The 18311-nt window shown below is 31.2% G+C and carries 17 protein-coding genes and 1 pseudogene; 1 reads left to right on the forward strand and 17 read right to left on the reverse strand.

The genetic code is table 11. From position 1 onward, the window contains the following. Nucleotides 1-78: 78 nt before the first annotated feature. From ACXQH5_RS13210 to ACXQH5_RS13225, 4 genes and pseudogenes are all read right to left on the reverse strand, one after another. Nucleotides 79-270: pseudogene (locus ACXQH5_RS13210) on the reverse strand (Csa1 family protein); the annotation flags it as partial. A gap of 60 nt (nucleotides 271-330) precedes the next feature. Continuing rightward, the gene (locus tag ACXQH5_RS13215) at nucleotides 331-1122 is read right to left on the reverse strand and encodes a tandem-type lipoprotein (protein ID WP_312012938.1); all 792 of its coding nucleotides are present in this window, start codon (nucleotides 1120-1122) and stop codon (nucleotides 331-333) included. Nucleotides 1123-1182: 60 nt separating this feature from the next. Further along, nucleotides 1183-1962, reverse strand: coding sequence for a tandem-type lipoprotein (locus ACXQH5_RS13220; protein ID WP_103146977.1), 780 nt, complete (start codon nucleotides 1960-1962; stop codon nucleotides 1183-1185). A 47-nt stretch (nucleotides 1963-2009) separates the two neighbouring features. Then, complete coding sequence (locus ACXQH5_RS13225; protein WP_031845067.1) at nucleotides 2010-2792, reverse strand: tandem-type lipoprotein; 783 nt, start codon at nucleotides 2790-2792, stop codon at nucleotides 2010-2012. A gap of 365 nt (nucleotides 2793-3157) precedes the next feature. On the opposite strand from ACXQH5_RS13225, the gene spn reads away from it, so the two are divergent. Beyond that, complete coding sequence (gene spn, locus ACXQH5_RS13230) at nucleotides 3158-3466, forward strand: myeloperoxidase inhibitor SPIN (protein ID WP_000669520.1); 309 nt, start codon at nucleotides 3158-3160, stop codon at nucleotides 3464-3466. Between the two features lie 107 nt (nucleotides 3467-3573). Here the strand turns inward: spn and ACXQH5_RS13235 are convergent, their stop codons facing one another. The 13 genes from ACXQH5_RS13235 to ACXQH5_RS13295 all read right to left on the reverse strand — a co-directional run bounded on the left by ACXQH5_RS13235 (nucleotide 3574) and on the right by ACXQH5_RS13295 (nucleotide 18037). Beyond that, entirely contained in the window at nucleotides 3574-5079 is a 1506-nt protein-coding gene (locus ACXQH5_RS13235) for an FKLRK protein (protein WP_001208923.1), read from the reverse strand. Between the two features lie 21 nt (nucleotides 5080-5100). Then, nucleotides 5101-5802 (reverse strand): exotoxin beta-grasp domain-containing protein, encoded by a 702-nt coding sequence (locus tag ACXQH5_RS13240; protein WP_057504538.1) that lies wholly within the window; start codon nucleotides 5800-5802, stop codon nucleotides 5101-5103. A gap of 401 nt (nucleotides 5803-6203) precedes the next feature. Further along, entirely contained in the window at nucleotides 6204-7313 is a 1110-nt protein-coding gene (locus ACXQH5_RS13245; RefSeq protein WP_000072559.1) for a restriction endonuclease subunit S, read from the reverse strand. Further along, nucleotides 7306-8862, reverse strand: a complete 1557-nt coding sequence (locus ACXQH5_RS13250; protein WP_000028591.1) for a type I restriction-modification system subunit M — start codon at nucleotides 8860-8862, stop codon at nucleotides 7306-7308. The genes ACXQH5_RS13245 and ACXQH5_RS13250 overlap by 8 nt, the downstream gene beginning before the upstream one ends. 251 nt (nucleotides 8863-9113) lie before the next feature. Beyond that, complete coding sequence (locus tag ACXQH5_RS13255) at nucleotides 9114-9797, reverse strand: superantigen-like protein SSL10 (RefSeq protein WP_458067593.1); 684 nt, start codon at nucleotides 9795-9797, stop codon at nucleotides 9114-9116. A 365-nt stretch (nucleotides 9798-10162) separates the two neighbouring features. After that, nucleotides 10163-10861 carry a superantigen-like protein SSL9 gene (locus ACXQH5_RS13260; RefSeq protein WP_000673055.1) on the reverse strand — a complete coding sequence of 233 codons (699 nt, stop codon included), beginning with the start codon at nucleotides 10859-10861 and terminating at the stop codon, nucleotides 10163-10165. A 376-nt stretch (nucleotides 10862-11237) separates the two neighbouring features. Then, nucleotides 11238-11936, reverse strand: coding sequence for a superantigen-like protein SSL8 (locus tag ACXQH5_RS13265; protein ID WP_000673037.1), 699 nt, complete (start codon nucleotides 11934-11936; stop codon nucleotides 11238-11240). Between the two features lie 338 nt (nucleotides 11937-12274). Next, on the reverse strand, nucleotides 12275-12970 hold the full coding sequence (locus ACXQH5_RS13270) for a superantigen-like protein SSL7 (RefSeq protein ID WP_000769813.1): 696 nt from the start codon (nucleotides 12968-12970) through the stop codon (nucleotides 12275-12277). A gap of 432 nt (nucleotides 12971-13402) precedes the next feature. Next, nucleotides 13403-14107, reverse strand: a complete 705-nt coding sequence (locus ACXQH5_RS13275; RefSeq protein ID WP_000784245.1) for a superantigen-like protein SSL5 — start codon at nucleotides 14105-14107, stop codon at nucleotides 13403-13405. A gap of 363 nt (nucleotides 14108-14470) precedes the next feature. After that, nucleotides 14471-15616, reverse strand: a complete 1146-nt coding sequence (locus ACXQH5_RS13280; RefSeq protein WP_156978359.1) for a superantigen-like protein SSL4 — start codon at nucleotides 15614-15616, stop codon at nucleotides 14471-14473. 108 nt (nucleotides 15617-15724) lie between these two features. Beyond that, entirely contained in the window at nucleotides 15725-15862 is a 138-nt protein-coding gene (locus ACXQH5_RS13285; RefSeq protein ID WP_001789525.1) for a hypothetical protein, read from the reverse strand. Between the two features lie 118 nt (nucleotides 15863-15980). Beyond that, entirely contained in the window at nucleotides 15981-17051 is a 1071-nt protein-coding gene (locus ACXQH5_RS13290; RefSeq protein WP_000784037.1) for a superantigen-like protein SSL3, read from the reverse strand. A gap of 290 nt (nucleotides 17052-17341) precedes the next feature. Then, nucleotides 17342-18037 carry a superantigen-like protein SSL2 gene (locus ACXQH5_RS13295; protein WP_000782625.1) on the reverse strand — a complete coding sequence of 232 codons (696 nt, stop codon included), beginning with the start codon at nucleotides 18035-18037 and terminating at the stop codon, nucleotides 17342-17344. Nucleotides 18038-18311 lie beyond the last annotated feature (274 nt).

The raw sequence follows: 18311 nt of genomic DNA on the forward strand, positions 1-18311 counted from the left end.
AGAAGGAAATTACTTAGCAAACAATTTTGTACATTCTTATACAATCATTTATGTACATTTTTATATTGACATTTACACTTTGTCATATAAATCTTCAAGATTTTTAATTGGATACATATCTAACGTTTTCGCAAAGCTCTTTTTGATTTGTGTTTCTTTTGAATCTTCTTTTGCTTTTTCCGAAGTATCGCTTGAACTATCACAACCTATTATAAAAATGCTCAAAGCCATAATGCTTATGTACAATACGACTCTCTTTAAAAATCTCATTTCTCCACTTCTCTCTATCATGTTAATATTTGTTGAACACTATCAACCTTTGTGTTATTTTTAGTCACTTGGAATTAAGTTTAATCCATCTGAAAAATATATATTTTCTTTTTTATTTTCTAGGAATATAAATTCAATTTCCTTATATCCAACTGAAGACCCTTTCAAATCCCCCGAACCTTTCAACAACAATTTGGGCGCCTTTTCTGTTGGAATATCATATCTTTTTCGTAATTCTTTAACATTATAATCATCATTTTTCAGTTGATATTTCGCTGAATAAATAGGAGCTTCAGAATCGTAGGAAATGTCACCGTTTTCATAATTCTCTATTCCTTTAAAACTGCCATATTGCACAAAAAACTTAAAGTTTTCAATTTCCTTTTTCAACTTTTCATCTTTTATCTCCTCATTTGGAATAATCTTATTGTTTTTCATTTTCACAGGATACTTTTTTTCTGTTTCTCTTTCATCAAGACTTTTTCTTGAATCTATCTCTTCTATTGAAAAATAACCAGTTGTGGTCCTAGTATTTCTATTCATGTATAATATCATGCCTCTTGAAGTTAAACTTTTACCTTTTGGTTGAATTATCATTTCAGATCTAACAACCCACGTCCCTTTGTCTCCCTTTTTAAATTCGCCATCTCGATATCCTTCTTTGTCATATAAATCTTCAAGATTTTTGATTGGATACATATCTAACGTTTTCGCAAAGCTCTTTTTGATTTGTTCTTCCTTTGAGTCTTCTTTTGATTTTTTTGCATTCTCGCTTGAACTATTACAACCAATTATAAAAATGCTCAACACCATAATGCTTATGTACAATACTACTCTTTTTGAATTCCTCATTTTTTCACTTCTCTCTATCATGTTAATATTTGTTGAGCACTATCAACCTTTGTGTTATTTTTAGTCACTTGGAATTAAGTTTAATCCATCTGAAAAATATATATTTTCTTTTTTATTTTCTAGGAATATAAATTCAATTTCCTTATATCCAACTGAAGACCCTTTCAAATCCCCCGAACCTTTCAACAACAATTTGGGCGCCTTTTCTGTTGGAATATCATATCTTTTTCGTAATTCTTTAACATTATAATCATCATTTTTCAGTTGATATTTCGCTGAATAAATAGGAGCTTCAGAATCGTAGGAAATGTCACCGTTTTCATAATTCTCTATTCCTTTAAAACTGCCATATTGCACAAAAAACTTAAAGTTTTCAATTTCCTTTTTCAACTTTTCATCTTTTATCTCCTCATTTGGAATAATCTTATTGTTTTTCATTTTCACAGGATACTTTTTTTCTGTTTCTCTTTCATCAAGACTTTTTCTTGAATCTATCTCTTCTATTGAAAAATAACCAGTTGTGGTCCTAGTATTTCTATTCATGTATAATATCATGCCTCTTGAAGTTAAACTTTCACCTTTTGGTTGAATTATCATTTCAGATCTAACAACCCACGTCCCTTTATCGCCTTTTTTAAACTCACCATCTCTATATCCTTCTTTATCATATAAATCCTCGAGATTCTTAATTGGATACATATCTAACGTTTTAGCAAAACTCTTTTTAATTTGTGCTTCTTTTGAATCTCCAGTGATTTTATTACCACCACCGCAAGATGTTACAAAAATGATTACAATCAACAGGCTTATACACATTCCAATCCTTTTTAAATATCCCATCGTTTCACGTCTCTCTGTTTTAGAATTATTTCTACATCTAATTATCTTTAGCTAACTCCATCAGATGGTCCAAAATTCACAAAATCTCTTACAGCTGTTTCTTCGTCTTTTACTTTTGAAAAATTAAATTCTATATTTTTGTATCCAATTGAACTTCCTTTTATGTCACCATCTATATGTAATTTCAATACTGGAGATTTTTTTGTTGTAATTGGATAAACTTTTCTAAGTTTTTTTACATTTTCATCACTATTATTCAATTTAAATTCTGCTTCATAGCTCGGTACATTTTCATTAGTTGTTATACTTCCATCTTGATAATTTTTTAAATCTTTAAAATCCGCATACTGACTAAGAAATTTAAAATTTTCAATTTTTTGTTTAAGTTTTTCGTCTTCTACATTATCCAAAAGAACTATTTTATTATTTTTAAGTTCAACATGATATTTTTTTTGATGCTCTTTTTCATTAAATTCATCATGAACTTTGCTCGTGTAATAATATCCTGTTGCCTTCTTTGTATTTCTATTAAGAAATAAAACCATACCTTCATCATCCAATTCACCCGGTTTATTACTTTTAGCGAAATCTGTGTATATCGTCCACATCCCTTTATCTCCCTTTTTAAATTCGCCATCTCGATATCCTTCTTTGTCGTATAAATCCTCAAGATTTTTGATTGGATACATATCTAACGTTTTCGCAAAGCTCTTTTTAATTTGTTCTTCTTTGGAATCTTCTTTTGTTTCATCACTTTTACCACAACCTGCTACAATAACTATTAAAATCAAGATACTTATGTACAATCCAATCCTTTTTAAATATCCCATCGTTTCACGTCTCTCTGTTTTATACTTCATTTATATTCTCTTTTCATATAAATAATTAATTATTTTGTATATTTCTCTTTTACGTTACCAAAATATACATATACAATCAATTTAATTTCTTAATTAAATTTGTACTTATTATTATGTTGCATTATTTTTTATTATTGTTTCATTTGATTTAAACCCTTTTTGTAATCAAGGTTTTAGTAGGAAAATCCATAAGCATCGCACTAAAGATTAATTGCTTTTTAGCAATATTTGTCACTTTAACTATTTATTAAATATCATTAAATCGACTTAATAAACGTAATTTTCTTAATATTCAGTGTTATGATGGAGTTACAATTTTTAGAGGAGTGATAGATATGAAATTTAAAAAGGTTTTAGTAGCTACGGCAATGGTAGGTGTTTTAGCAACTGGCGTTGTTGGATATGGTAATCAAGCAGATGCGAAAGTGTATTCTCAAAATGGTCTCGTACTACATGATGATGCAAACTTCTTAGAACATGAATTAAGCTATATCGATGTGTTATTAGATAAGAATGCTGACCAAGCTACAAAAGACAACTTAAGATCATACTTCGCCGATAAAGGACTACATTCAATCAATGACATTATCAACAAAGCCAAGCAGGACGGCTTTGATGTTTCAAAATATGAACACGTAAAATAAATTCAATAACGCTTTGTAACAAAGCACAAAAAAACAGCTCAATGACGTAGAAGTCAGTGATTAACTCACTAGTTTCATTACATCATTAAGCTGTTTTATTTTATTAATTATTTTTCTAATTTTGGTGCCTTACGTTCAACTTTCTTTTCACCTAATGGATAGAACCAAGTGATTGGGAAATCATTAGTATCGAAACCAACTATTTTATCGCCGTATAACTTGTAGTATGCAGGTGTATTTTCAAGTTTTTCGTCAAACTCACGATCCGCTTTTTGTTCAGGTGTTTCTTCAATATCAATCTCTTTAGAAACAAACTCATTACTTAACAAGTCACCTGTAATAGGATCAACCACTGTGAAGTTTAATTTTTCTCCATTTTGTAATCTAAAACCAGCACCATGTGAGTCAAAGCTAAATTCACCTTTTTCATTTACTTGTAAATCAGGGAATAATTGTGCTTCACCTAGTTCAGAGTCTACCTTCACTACTGCATTCGCGAATTTAGTCTTTCCTTTAATTACTTTAGTACCTTCTTTATCAAGAATACCTTTACCTTTGTCTGTATGATATAAGCTTCCATATATTTCATCAACATGTAAATCTTCTTTAACATTATCTAAAACTTTCACTTTGTTGACTTTAGTATGGTCATATCTAGTTTCTGCTTTATCAATATCTTCCAAACTTGTTACTTTAGTTTTGAAAATTAAAGGTTTTAATGCATCTTCATCATCTTCCGGCGCAAATGTTAATGAGATATCATTACCTTCTTTTAACTCTAAATTATCGAAACGTTTCGTTTTGAAATCAAAGTTAAAGTAGCCTTTTTCATCAATAGGCATCCAGATACCATCTGAACTAGCTTTAGTATCTTCTTTACTAACACCGCCCTTAACGCTCTCTTCAAAATTAATAAATTTATTATTAATAGAAAGTGCAACTTTACCTTTTACAGAAGTATGACCTTTAATAATACCTGAACCTTCAGTAATTGGTTCGATGAAAACTTGATGATGTCCATTTTTCTTATCTAATTGCTTTTCAGGCACTTTATAGGCATTTTCATATCGAGGCGTAGTATATGTAGCTTTAGCTTCTGTACTTTCTTCCTCAGTACCAGCTTTTTCAGTTGTAGCTTCTTCCACTTCTTCATCCTCTTCATCGTCAAATAAACCTTCCGTTGAAGATGAAGTTACTTCAATCTCTTGGTTATGGACAATTTTTCTTCCGTTTAAGTCATACTCAAATTTTCCATCTTCCTTTGACATCACTAGCTCACTATTTCCACTATCAAATGAACTCACATCTTTTTTGTCTATGCTTAATAAAATTAATTGATTTGGTAATGTAGTACCTGTGACTTTTTGATCTCCTGGCTTGATAGGATCCAATTTGACAGTATTCTTTTTTGTTTGATCCGCATTTATTTCTTTATTATTTTGAACAAGTTGTGACGCAGTTTCAGATTCTTCTGTTTTATTCACATTGTGATTTCCAATAGCATCACTAGTTTCTGATGCTTCTGCTTCGCCATATGTCATGATATATAACATAGTAATTGCAACAGATACTAAACCGACTTTCATTTTACGTAATTTAAAATTTTCCCTCATGATTTACTCCCTCGAATATTATTAGTTTAATTCAACATTAATTTCTTTTATTTTAGTACCATCGATTACATCACCCATGCGGTGTTCTTGTAACTTTTTATTTAATTCAAATGTGTAATAGTCTCCATTATTCATAGTAACTGTAATTTTGCTGTCTTTAGGTTCTGTTTTATAAAGATCATGATTATCAATTAATTGTTTTCTTAATTTAAAATCTAATTCTTTTAATGAAATTTCTTCTTTATTAATTTCAAAATGCGATGATGCTACTGTAGCTGAATTTGAGCTTACTTTTTTTGAAACTTTTAGATTTACATTTTTGAGTGTATCTATATAGCTTTCACTATTCGGATTACTAATTCCACCTATTGAATAATTAGTAGCGTCTTTAGTTGTTCCTTCTCTAACTACAAACACATCAAACAGAGTAACATCTATCATATCTTTTAATTTTTCTTTATCTGAACCTTTCAAATCAATTACATTTAATTGGTGAGTAATCTCATCTACAAATTCAACTTTGTTCCCTTCTTTATAACCTTTTAAATTTTTATAATTAAAGTTAGGACCAGTATAATATGTTTTTAAATTAAATGTATCATTTGATACTGCTCTTAAATCGCTGTACTCGCTTGCTTTTACTGGCTGAGCAGTAGTTGTAATCATCCCTGTTGTTAAAATCCCTAGTGCTAAACTTGCTTTAGCAATATTTTTTAATTTCATAATTCTATGCTCCCAATTTTTAGTCTATTTGATTTATTCTATTACGCAATACGAACAATCCTCATTCATTATAATGAGCAATGGTCGTGCTTCACATTAAACTTACTTTAACTAAAAATTAATCATTATTAAGTAATTTAATAAATAGTTAACTAATATCATTCAATTCCTATCGATCTACTCTCTTTTATTTACGAATAACACTTTATCTCAACTTAATCTTTATTTATCTACTTATTCTGTACACAATTTCGACACAAAAAAGACACTGGGCTTTCACAGTGTCTAAATTTAATGTTCGTTTTTAATTTACTTTAATTTTGTAGCTTTAATAATTAAAAATCACTTATTAATCGAGTAATAAAACATCACCATTTCCTATAAAATAAACTCTTACAGATTTAAACAAACATCGATTTAAGTAAGGCTTTTTTTCGTTGTTGAAGTAATTCGAGTTTTTGTTCTTCTAAATCGATTTGACGATCAAGTTTACTTAAAAAGCTTCCGATTTTTTGTTGTTCTTCTAAATTCGTTGAAATTACAACATTAATAATTTTTAAATTTTGAATGTTTAATTTAGGCTGAGCAGTTCCAGTATTGTATTTTTCATAATTAACTAATTCTGCAACTTGATACAAGTACTGTATATTTCCATTTAAAGGAGATAATATATGAGCATGATTATTTACCCAAAACTTTCCATTTACTAAGTACACTAGGGGTGCACTTCTAGTAATAATATTTGCACCATCTTCTCCAATAAGTAAATAATTCCCGTCAAATATAAAGTCGTCAACGTAATCAATAATACCTGTAGCACCATAATATGGATAAGAACCCTTTACTCTTAAATTTTCTTTAATTGGCTTTCTTAGTTTATTATGAAATTTAAATATATCAGCAAATCTTCTCTCTTCCCACTCCGAATAATCTTCACCATTCTCATCTTTGAATCGCAGTTCCTGTGAGAAAATTTTCTGCATATAGCCTTTTTTCTGTTGTTGAAGTAATTCAAGTTTTTGTTCTTCTAATTCAATTTGTCGGTCGAGTTTGCTGAAGAACTCGCCTATTTTTTGTTGTTCTTTATTTGTAGGGACAAGTCTATTTATTTTATTAATGGTTTGCTTGCTTAAGCTTGGCACACCTGTTGATTCATCGTATAATTTCCAATTTATTTTTCTAAATAAACTTAATATAAATAGTATGTCTGCTTCTTTTTCAGGTGTACAATAAAACAATGTATCCACCGTCCAAAACGGCGCCTCAAGCAAATATGGTTTGTTTATAGTCCCTTTTCTCCCAATACCAACAGCATCAATTTCACTTAGTGGTTCTGAAACACTTGTCATATAACCGCCAGTACCATAGACTGGTATATCGCCTTTATCCAAATGTTTATAATCTTTTCCAGAATTAACTTTTATAAGATCCCCTAACTTCCTTTCTTCCCACTCGCCTTCAAACTCTGGGAACCTCAACTCTGGCACATTTTTCTTTTGTGTATTACTCATCTTTCAACACCCCAAGTTCTTTCAGGTATCCATTGATTTCTTGTTCGATTTCTGCGATTTCTTTGTCGATATTTTTCAAATCTTGTTGGACTTGATCTAAATCAATCGGGGCTTCTTCTTCGAATGTATCAACATATCTCGGTATATTTAGGTTGTAATCGTTATCGGCAATCTCTTGTAATGTCGCGCTGTAGCTATATTTATCAATCGTTTCTTTACGCTTATATGTGTCTATAATACGTTCGACTTGGACATCGCTTAAATGGTTTTGATTTTTTCCTTTTTCAAAATCATTGGATGCATCAATAAATAGTACGTTGTCGTCTTGTTGGCGACATTTTTTAAACACTAAAATACATGTTGGAATACTTGTCCCATAGAAAATATTCGCTGGTAAGCCAATCACGGCTTCTAAGTAGTTCTTTTCTTCGATTAAATAACGACGAATCACGCCTTCTGCAGCCCCACGGAATAAGACACCATGTGGGAGTACAACGGCCATGGTACCTTCATCATCTAGGTAATGTACCATGTGTTGAATAAAGGCAAAGTCTGCTTTAGACTTTGGCGCAAGCTTGCCGTAACCACTGAATCGTTCGTCATTTTCAAATTTTGAGTCTGCTGTCCATTTCGCACTGTATGGTGGGTTCGCAATAACCGCATCAAATGTATGTCCTAAAAAGGCTGTATTTTCCAACGTGTCATCATTACGGATATCGAAATTTTCATAACGAACATCATGTAATAACATATTCATGCGTGCTAAGTTGTATGTGGTATTGTTACGTTCTTGTCCGAAATAACGATACACTTGCGTTTCTTTACCTACACGTAACAATAATGAACCTGAACCACATGTTGGGTCATATACGTGACGTAATTTATCTTTACCGTCTGTGACAATCTTCGCCAGTATCTTAGATACTTGTTGTGGTGTATAGAACTCGCCTGCTTTTTTACCTGCTGTCGCCGCAAAGCGCCCGATCAGGAATTCATATGCATCACCTAACATATCAATTTCCATGTCACTGTGAACGAATGGTAAATCGTCAAGGTTAACCATAACTTTGGAAATTAACGCAGTACGTTCTTTGACATTGTTACCTAGTCGCGTTGAACTTAGGTCCATATCACTGAACAGTCCGATAAAGTCATTTTCACTTTCTTCACCTAGTGTTGATGTTTCAACTTTACGAATTGCCGTCGCAAGATGTTCTATATCGAAATCTTGCGTTTCAATTTCACGAATCATCGCACTGAATAAATCTTGCGGTTCAATGAAGTAACCGACTTGATCAATTAATTCTGCTTTTAAATCTTCACGATATGCTTCATCTGCCCATGCCTCTTGATACGTGATGTCTTCACCTGCCAAGGCATCTGCGTATTCTTGTTCTGCTTTTTCAGATAAGAAGCGATAGAAAATCAAGCCTAAAATGTAATTACGGAATTCACTCGCATCCATATTCCCTCTTAAATCATTTGCAATCGACCATAATTTTTTATGTAATTCAGCTTGTTGCTGACGTTGTTTTTCAGTAATAGACATGTGATTCCTCCGCCTTTGAATAAGTAATTTATCTCTTTGTGTAATAGATTTATTATAACATTTGGTTATGTCGCGATGTGGAGAATTTTGAGGTTGGTTGTGGAAATTTTTATATTCATGGAGATTGGGATAGGATAAACCAAAACAGCTTAACGACGATATCGATTGATGCATCCTTTTTATAAGGTATGCGTATCAATTTACTTTTCATCGTTAAGCCACTTCAATTACTTTTTATTATTCGTAATTATTTACTTTAAGTTAACTTCAATATCTTTAATTTGTTTGCTTTCTATGACTTCCCCCATATATTTAAATTTTAATTTAGATCTTAAATCAAGGTTATAAAAACTGCCATCTTTCAAGCTAATTTTAACCCTACCATCTTTTGAAATTGTTTTATAAAGTCCATATTTTTCGATTAGATGCTTTCTCAACTTAAAATCTAACTCTTTTAATGTTATTTTTTCTTTTTTAATATAATAAGGGTACCCTTTCACAAAAGCATCTTCACCCTTTTCTTTTGTAACATTTAATATTGGGGCACTGACAACTCCAGATGTTTTATTCGTCTGTATTACACCACTAACAGTATAAAATATGTCATGCTTGTCTCTTTTTTCTTGAACAAAAAACACATCTAAGCCCTTATAACTACGCTGTTGAAATCTATTTTTATCATTTCCAAGCAGCAATACTTGAATCTTCATACCTCTATACTTAAAACGCAAGTTATTTTTACCATGCTTCAAAGCATTAATGTTTTTCAATTCCATAGTCTTTCCAGTGTAGTATCGGTATAATGCTTCCTTGTCATGTTTGTTTACTGACTCTTGATTTTGTTTTGCATGACTGGAATGAGCCTCTGTTGTTAAAGTTCCAGTTGTTAAAATTCCTAAAGCAAACGTTGCTTTTGCTAATGCTGTAAATTTCATATTTATTTGCTCCAATCTTAATATATTGGATTGTTTTCATTACGTAATTTGAATCATACATTATTATTATAACGTGCATCATTTCATACGATAATTAACCTCGATTTAAATATACTTGAATTATTCTTAATGAAAAACAAATATATTTTAATGTTCAGGTTAAATGACTTTCATTATTTCATTTAGGTGTTTTACTAGGGCATCGTTTACTACAACTACTTTTGTTATGCTGTTCTGCTCTTTGAATTACAAAAACAACTTAACAACAATAATGTATTTAACACAGTTCCTTATATAAGGACACGGATGTCAATTCACATTTTGTCGTTAAGTCGCTTCTTAAGCTATTATGCTATTAACTCGAACTAATTTAAATTTACTTCAATGTTTTTAATTTTCTTACTGTCCATTACATCAAACATACGTTCAAAACTTAATTTTTCACTTAAATCAATTTCATGCTTTTTTTCGTCTTTCATATTGATAACAATTCTACCTTTATCTGCCGTTCCTTTGTACAATCTATATTTTTCAATTAATAGTTTTCTTATTTTAAAGTCCAGTTCCTTCAATGATACTTCTTCCTTTTGAATAAAAAACAACTCGTTTATCGAAAAGCCATTTTTAGCATCAACTTTTTTAACTTGTAGACTTGGATTACTTACAAATCCAAACACTGATCTCACATTTTTCTTTGTTATACCGCCAACGCTATATATGCCACCTTTTATATCTATTAATTCAGGTACTGCAAAGACATCAAGGCCATGTGTTTTTTCTTTATATTTATTTTTATCGTCACCAAGTAAAAATACTTTAAAAGCTTTATTTCGTTGGTTAAAGTTTAAAACATTAGAGCCATAGTAATCTTCGCTTTTAACACTAATGTTTGTTGGTTCAAAACTTTCTTCAGAATAGTATTGATGTAGCATATTGATATAATATTTGCGCTGTGTCTCATCAAGTTCTACTTTCGCGTGAACAGCTTTACTTTCTGCTGTAAACACACCTGTAGTTAATATTCCTAATGCTAATGTTGCTTTTGCTAATGCAGTAAATTTCATATTTATTTGCTCCAATCTTGATATATTGGATTGTTATTATTACGTAATTTGAACTATCTGTCTTTATTATAAGGTGCATCAAAACAGACTGACATTAACGCTCATTTAAATAAACTTGAATCATTATTAATGAAAATCAAACGTATTTTAACATTCGTATTAACTGATTTTTAATAGCAGCATAAATATTTTTTGGTGAATCATTGTTCATTCCGATTAGTTTTAAATCTTAAGCTATTCGTTATAAAGTGTACAAAAAAGCAGCTTAATAACGTAGTCAATGTTCGATATGTTTTTATTATTAAAACACGTATCAATATCATTAAACATGGAGTTATTAAACCGCTTCTTAAGCTTTTATTCTATATATCATTGATTATTTCAAATTCACTTCGATGTTCTTAATTTGTTCACTACTAATGACATCTGCCATACGCTCGAAATCTAATTTATCACTTAAATCAATTTCATACTTATTTTCATCTTTCATATTAATAACAATTCTACCTTTATCAGCTGACCCTTCATACAGTTTGTATTTTTTAATCAATAGTTTTCTTATTTTGAAATCAAGTTCCTTTAATGATACTTCTTCCTTTTGAATAAAGAAAAATTCATCAATCGAAAAACCGCCTTTATCGTCTATTTTTTTAACTAGTAAGTTCGGCGTTCTTAGAGACTCAAATATTGACTTTACGTTTTTCTTCGTTACACCACTAACGCTAAATATTCTACCATCTAAATCTACTAATTCTGGTACCGCAAAGACATCGAGGCCATGCGTTTTTTCTTTATATTTATTTTCATCTTTTCCCAATAAAAACACTTGGAACTTTTGATTTTGTTGGTTAAAAAGCAAAACGTTAGAGTCATAATAACCTTGACTTTGGCCACTAACATTTGTTAACTCATAACTAGGTCCTGAATAGTATTGATGTAACTTGTTTGTATCATATAAACGGTTCATTTTTTCATACTTTCCTTTTGCATTAACCGATTGATTTTCTGTTATCATTACACTTGTTGTTAATATTCCTAATACAAATATCGCTTTAGCTATCGCTGTAAATTTCATATTCATATGCTCCAATCTTCATATATTGGATTGCTTTTATTACGTAATTTGAATAATACACATTTATTATAAAGGGCATTGAGACAGACTGACATTAACGCTCGTTTAATTAAACTTAAATCATGGTTAATGAAGTTCTAATTAATATTCAATGGACACCACTTTCAGAAGTAATGTGAATTTTTAGTATGCTCATACCCTGCGTTATAAAACAGAAAAACAGCCTAACGACACTGTTGATTTAGATACGCCCCTTTTTGGAGGATGTACGTATTTATTCAACATTTCATCGTTAAGCTGCTTCAAATTTATTACTTTAGAGTCATTGATTACTTACTTTAAATTTGTTTCAAAGTCACTTCAATCTTATTAATATCCTTACTATTCAACACATCACCCATGCGCTCGAATTGCAATTTATCACCTAAATCAATTTCTTTCTTTTCTCCATCTTTCAAATTGAAAGTGATCTTACCGTATTTAGTCGTACCTTGATATAAACCGTATTTTTCAACTAATTGCTTTCTAATTTTGAAATCAAGTTCTTTCAGTGAAACTTCTTCTTTATTAATTGAAAATGAGTCAATTGATGCATGTAAATCTCCTCCATACACTTTATTAACTACTAAAGGTGTATTAGTTTCAGAAGATTGGTTAGTTTTCTTCGTTACACCACCAACAGTAGATAGTCTACCGTTTGGATCAATTAATTCTTTTACCACAAAGACATTTTGACCTTGAAGTCCTTGTTTATATTGTTCTTTATCTTCTCCTAATAAGAATAATTGGTGATTTTGACCATCTTGGTTAAAGCGTACAACGTTAGAACCGTTATAATTTTCAACCTTACCACTAATATTACTGAATTCAAAACTTTCTGATGAGTAGTATCGATGTAAGTCTTTAATATCATATAAATGTTGTACTCTCTCTTGCTTTTCTTTTGCGTGGACTGCTTGGCCTTCTGATGTAATCACACCAGTAGTTAATAAGCCTAATGCCAATGTTGCTTTAGCTAACGTTTTTAATTTCATAGTACTATTCTCCCAATCTATTTATAAATTTTGTCTTAATATATTTTTATATGATTAATTCAATTACGTAATACGAACAATCTACTATCATTATATAAGTGAGATACTGCGCTATGAATTAACCTCTTTTTAACTATTTTTGAACCAACGTTAAGTTAGTTAATGAAATCCTAACAGTATTAATTATTTTTTATAACACAATGCTAATTTTTTAACTATTCACACTTTCCCTCAATTTAATTATGTTTTCCACATTGTTTCATGTCACTAAAAGGACAACGCGCGACTATAGGTATCAACCGTTTTTCCAAAATTTTGATCATGAACCCGCTTCTCATTTTCATCTCGCCAACACAAAAAAGAAGCTAAGCAACTTATGTTGCCTAACTCCTCTATACTATCCATATTTTACATTATCCATATTTCATTGAATTATCTAATGCTGGCTTCTATTTTTTCAATATTTCTACCGTCAATAACGTCACTCATGCGATTTGTTTGTAATTTTTTATTAAGTTCAAACGTATAATAGCCGCCATCTTTCATTATCACTTTTATCTTACTATCTTTAGGAAACTTTTTATACAGATCAAAATTTTGAATTAAATACTGTCTCAATTTAAAGTCGAGTTCTTTAAGTGAAATCTCTTCTTTATAAATGTAGTGTACTCTACCGTACGTAGCAATACCGTCACCTTCATCTCTCTTGATTTGAAATCTTGGTACGTTTATATAATCATAATAAGCGTCTTGATTTTTCTTAGTGACACCACCATATGAAAACACTGTGCCATTACGGTTTTCCGCTTCTTTAACAACAAATATGTCTAATCCCGGATTTTTGCGTGCTTTAAATCTTTCAATATCTTTACCAAATATCTGTACTCTTGTGAATTTTCTATTTTTATCAAAGATAAGGTAATGCTTGCCACCTTTGTTATAACGATAACCAGTAACATTTTTAAGTTCCTTACTTGCGCCACTATAGTAATCTCTTAAGTCAAAGATATCTTTTGTCACATTTTCATATTTTGCTTCATGTTCACTCGCATTTACAGTTTGATGCGTTGATGTTATTGTTCCTGTTGCTAAAATACCTAATGCTAAACTTGCTTTCGCAATTGCTGTCATTTTCATAGTTGTATGCTCCATTCGTAATTATTAGATTTGTTCGCTTACGTCTATTGAATCATACAGCTTTATTATAATTGGCGTATTTGTCCTTTCACATTAAACCATGTTTAATAATCATTGAATCATTATTAAGTAAATTAAGGAATCTATAATGTTCGTTAAATAAAACTGATCCCGTTGTGCTCCACACCCGATAGATAGGGATTTACAGATAAATTCAGGACTCTTCCACGTCATATATGGACCCATCGAAAATTCGGGTTCTCAAATCATCGAACATAACAAAAGAAGCTAAGCAACATGTAGGCCGTTGTCACTTAACTTCTTGTTTTTCCGATGACAGCTTCTATTTAGAGAATGTCATGATTATTTTATATTCACTTCAATGCTATCAATATTAGTGCCATCTATGACATCTGCCATGCGATCTTTTTGTAGTTTTTTGTGCAATTCAAACGTGTACTTCCCACCGTTTTTCATTTTAATAATAATTTTACCTGAACCAACGTTACCGTACAGATTATGATTTTCAACAAGTTGTTTTCTCAATTTAAAATCAAGTTCTTTCAAGGAAATCTGTTCTTTAGTAATCTTGAATTCTGAAACATCATGAGAGATTGTACCTTTTTTATCTTCCTTAGTAATTCTTACTCCTGCTTTGTGATCAACTTTTTTACTATTACTCTTTGTGATACCACCGACAGAATATTTTTCGAGATTGTAATTATTTTCTTCTAAAACGACAAATACATCGACATTCCTATGTACTCCTTCACCATATTTTTTATCATCTTTACCAACTAAAGCAATTTTATATATGAAATAATCTGGAACAATATTCATAAATCTTATTGTCGTCCATTTTTTTAAAATAATACCAATCTCATTTTTAAATTCTAAACTTGGTTTCGTATAATACGCTCTTAAATCTTTAAATTTAGGATTTATTTCTGTTGGTACTTGTTTTGTGGTTGGCGATTGCGGTGTTTCCACTTTAGTTGAAGGCGGTGTTGGTGCATTCGGTGTTGGTTGCGATGTTTCCACTTTAGTTGAAGACGGTGTTGTCGCATTTGGTGTTTGTTTTGGTGCTTCCACTTTAGTTGAAGATGGTGTTGTCGCATTTGCTGCTTGTTGTGGTGTTTCCACTTTAGTTGAAGATGGTGTTGTCGCATTTGCTGCTTGTTGTGGTGTTTCCACTTTAGTTGAAGATGGTGTTGTCGCATTTGCTGCTTGTTGTGGTGTTTCCACTTTAGTTGAAGATGGTGTTGTCGCATTTGCTGCTTGTTGTGGTGTTTCCACTTTAGTTGAAGATGGTGTTGTCGCGTTTGCTGCTTGTTGTGGTGTTTCCACTTTAGTTGAAGGCGGTGTTGTCGCATTTGGTGTTGGTTGCGGTGTTTCCACTTTAATTGAAGATGGTGTTGTCGCGTTTGCTGCTTGCGTTGTCGTTGTGATTACACCTGTTGTTAAAAGCCCTAGTGCTAAACTTGTTTTAGCAATTGTTGTTATTTTCATAGTTGTATGCTCCATTCGTAATTATTAGATTTGTTCGATTACATTCATTGAATCATACAGCTTTATTATAGATGGCGTATTGCTCCATTCACATTAAACCTTGTTTAACTATATTTGAATCATCGTTAAGTAAATTAAGAAATCCATAATGTTCGTTAAATAAAACTGATTTTGATGTGATTCAACACTTGGCACATTTGAGGTTTCGTCACTTTTAAGACATAGAAATGCCACTTTTACAAACAAATGAATATTCGTCTTTTTACATCATTGCGCATAATAAAAGAAGCTAAGCAACATGTAAACCATTGTCACTTAACTTCTTGTTTTACCGATGTCAGCTTCTATTTAGAGAACGTCATGATTATTTTATATTCACTTCAATTTTATCAATGTTTGTACCTTCTATGACATCTGCCATACGATGCTCTTGCAGTTTTTTGTGTAATTCAAACGTATACTTTCCACCGTTTTTCATTTTAATAACGATTGTTCCTGAACCCATGTTACCGTAAAGATTATGTTTTTCAATAAGTTGTTTTCTCAATTTAAAATCAAGCTCTTTCAAGGAAATCTCTTCCTTAGTAATCATGTATTCTGAAACATCGCGTGAAATCGTGCCTTGATTATTTTCTTGAGTAATGCTTAATTCTGCTTTGTGATCAACTTTTTTACTATTAGTCTTCGTGATACCACCGACAGAGTATTTTTTCAATTGATATTTATTGTCTTCTAAAACGATAAATACATCGATATTTTCGTAAGGTCCATCTTTATATTTTTTCTCATCTTTTCCAACTAAAGCTATTTTATAGATGAACCTATTTGGAATAACATTCATAAACCTAACCGTCGTCCATGGTTTGAGCATAAATCCAAACTGCTTTTCAAATTCAAAACTCGGTTTCGTATAATACGATCTTAAATCTTCATATTTAGGAGTCATATCTGTTTGTGCTTGTTTTATGGTTGGAGATTGTGGTGTGTCTGATTTAGTAGATTGCATTGGTTGTGGCGTGTTTATTGATTGAGGTGTTGTCACTTTAGTTTTCGGCGTTGTGGGTTCGGTTGTCGTTTGTGATTGTTCTTGTTTAGGCACTGGCGTTGTTGATATATTATTCGATTTCTGCGCTTCTTGTTTAGGTTGTGATATTTTTTCTATTTTGGAAGCTGAAGTTTTTTCCTCATTAGTATTTGGTGCCTTTTCGAGTTTAGGCGTGCGTTCTTGTCTTGTGTTAGCTGCTTGTGTTGTCGCTGTATTTGCACCCGCTGTTATGTTTATCATTGCTAATCGCTCTGCTTTAAGCGTTGGTACTTTGTCAACTTTAGTTGATTGTACTTTTTCTGCTTTGACCGATTGCGTCGTTACTGTAATTGCGCCTGTTGTTAAAAGCCCTAGTGCTAAACTGGTTTTAGCAATTGTTCTCATTTTCATAATTGTATGCTCCAATCTATATTATATTCGATTGTCTTTTTACGTAATTTGAATCATACAACATCATTATAGATGGCGTACTAAGATAATCACATTAAACCCCTTTTAACAATTATTGAAGTATTATTAAGTAATTTAAGCAAAAAATAATGAGTGCTTTTGAGATTAATATAGCGCTTCTATGTGCCTTTGAAATGATTTTTAAGCATTAAAAAGAAGTTAAGCAACGTTTAATCGTCACTTAACCTCTCTATTTCAATTTCAACTTATTTCGTCATCAAGTATATGTGTTATGCTTTTATAACTTTGATTTCAATTCTATCAATATCTGTAACATTGATAACATCGGACATACGGTCTTCTTGTAACTTTTTATCCAATTCAAATGTATACTTCCCATAGTATTTCTTTTTGACGGTAATCTTTCCTGTACTCATTTCACCGTAAAGACCATAATTATCAATAAGGTATTTTCTTAATTTAAAATCAATCTCTTTCAATGACATTGCTTCTTTATCTATTTTAAATGGGAAAAAGTCATAATCATATTCACCAGTATGATCTTCTTTAATAACTCTTGCTTCTGCTATTAAGTCGACAGCTTTATCGTTTGCACTTGTGATACCCCCAATAGAGTACTTTGCACCTTCAAATCTCTTATCCTCATTAACGTAAAATATATTAAGATTACGATGTACACCCGTATAATAATGTTGCTTATCTTTGCCAATTAAAGCAATATTATTAACAGAATTACCATCTATGATATTCATAAATTTAATACTTGGTTGAATGAAACTGATATAACCTGTCACATTTTTATATTCAATACTAGGTTGAGTATAGTACGATTTTAATTTTTTGCTATTTTCACTTATTACAATAGGTTTCTTTTCGGCATGAACTGGTTTTTCCGTTGTAGTGTTTACACCTGTTGCTAATATTCCTAATAACAAACTTATTTTTGCAATATTTTTCATTTTCATAGTTGTATGCTCCAATATATTATAATTAGATTGTTTTATTACGTAATTTGAACCATACACCCATATTATAGGAGCTGTATTCAGATATTCACATTAACCTGTTTTTAACTATTCATAAAATATGATTAAGCTATTTAAGCAAAAGATAATGAGTACTGCGTGTGATTGCGTGTGTTGTCAGGTAACTTTGACCCTCAAATCAAAACCACCCGTGTGAACGGGTGGTTTGTTCTGCGGCTATAAGCCTTCCTTACTGGCCAGCCCTAAAAGGGCA

It is taken from the genome of Staphylococcus sp. SA22 (assembly GCF_054165785.1).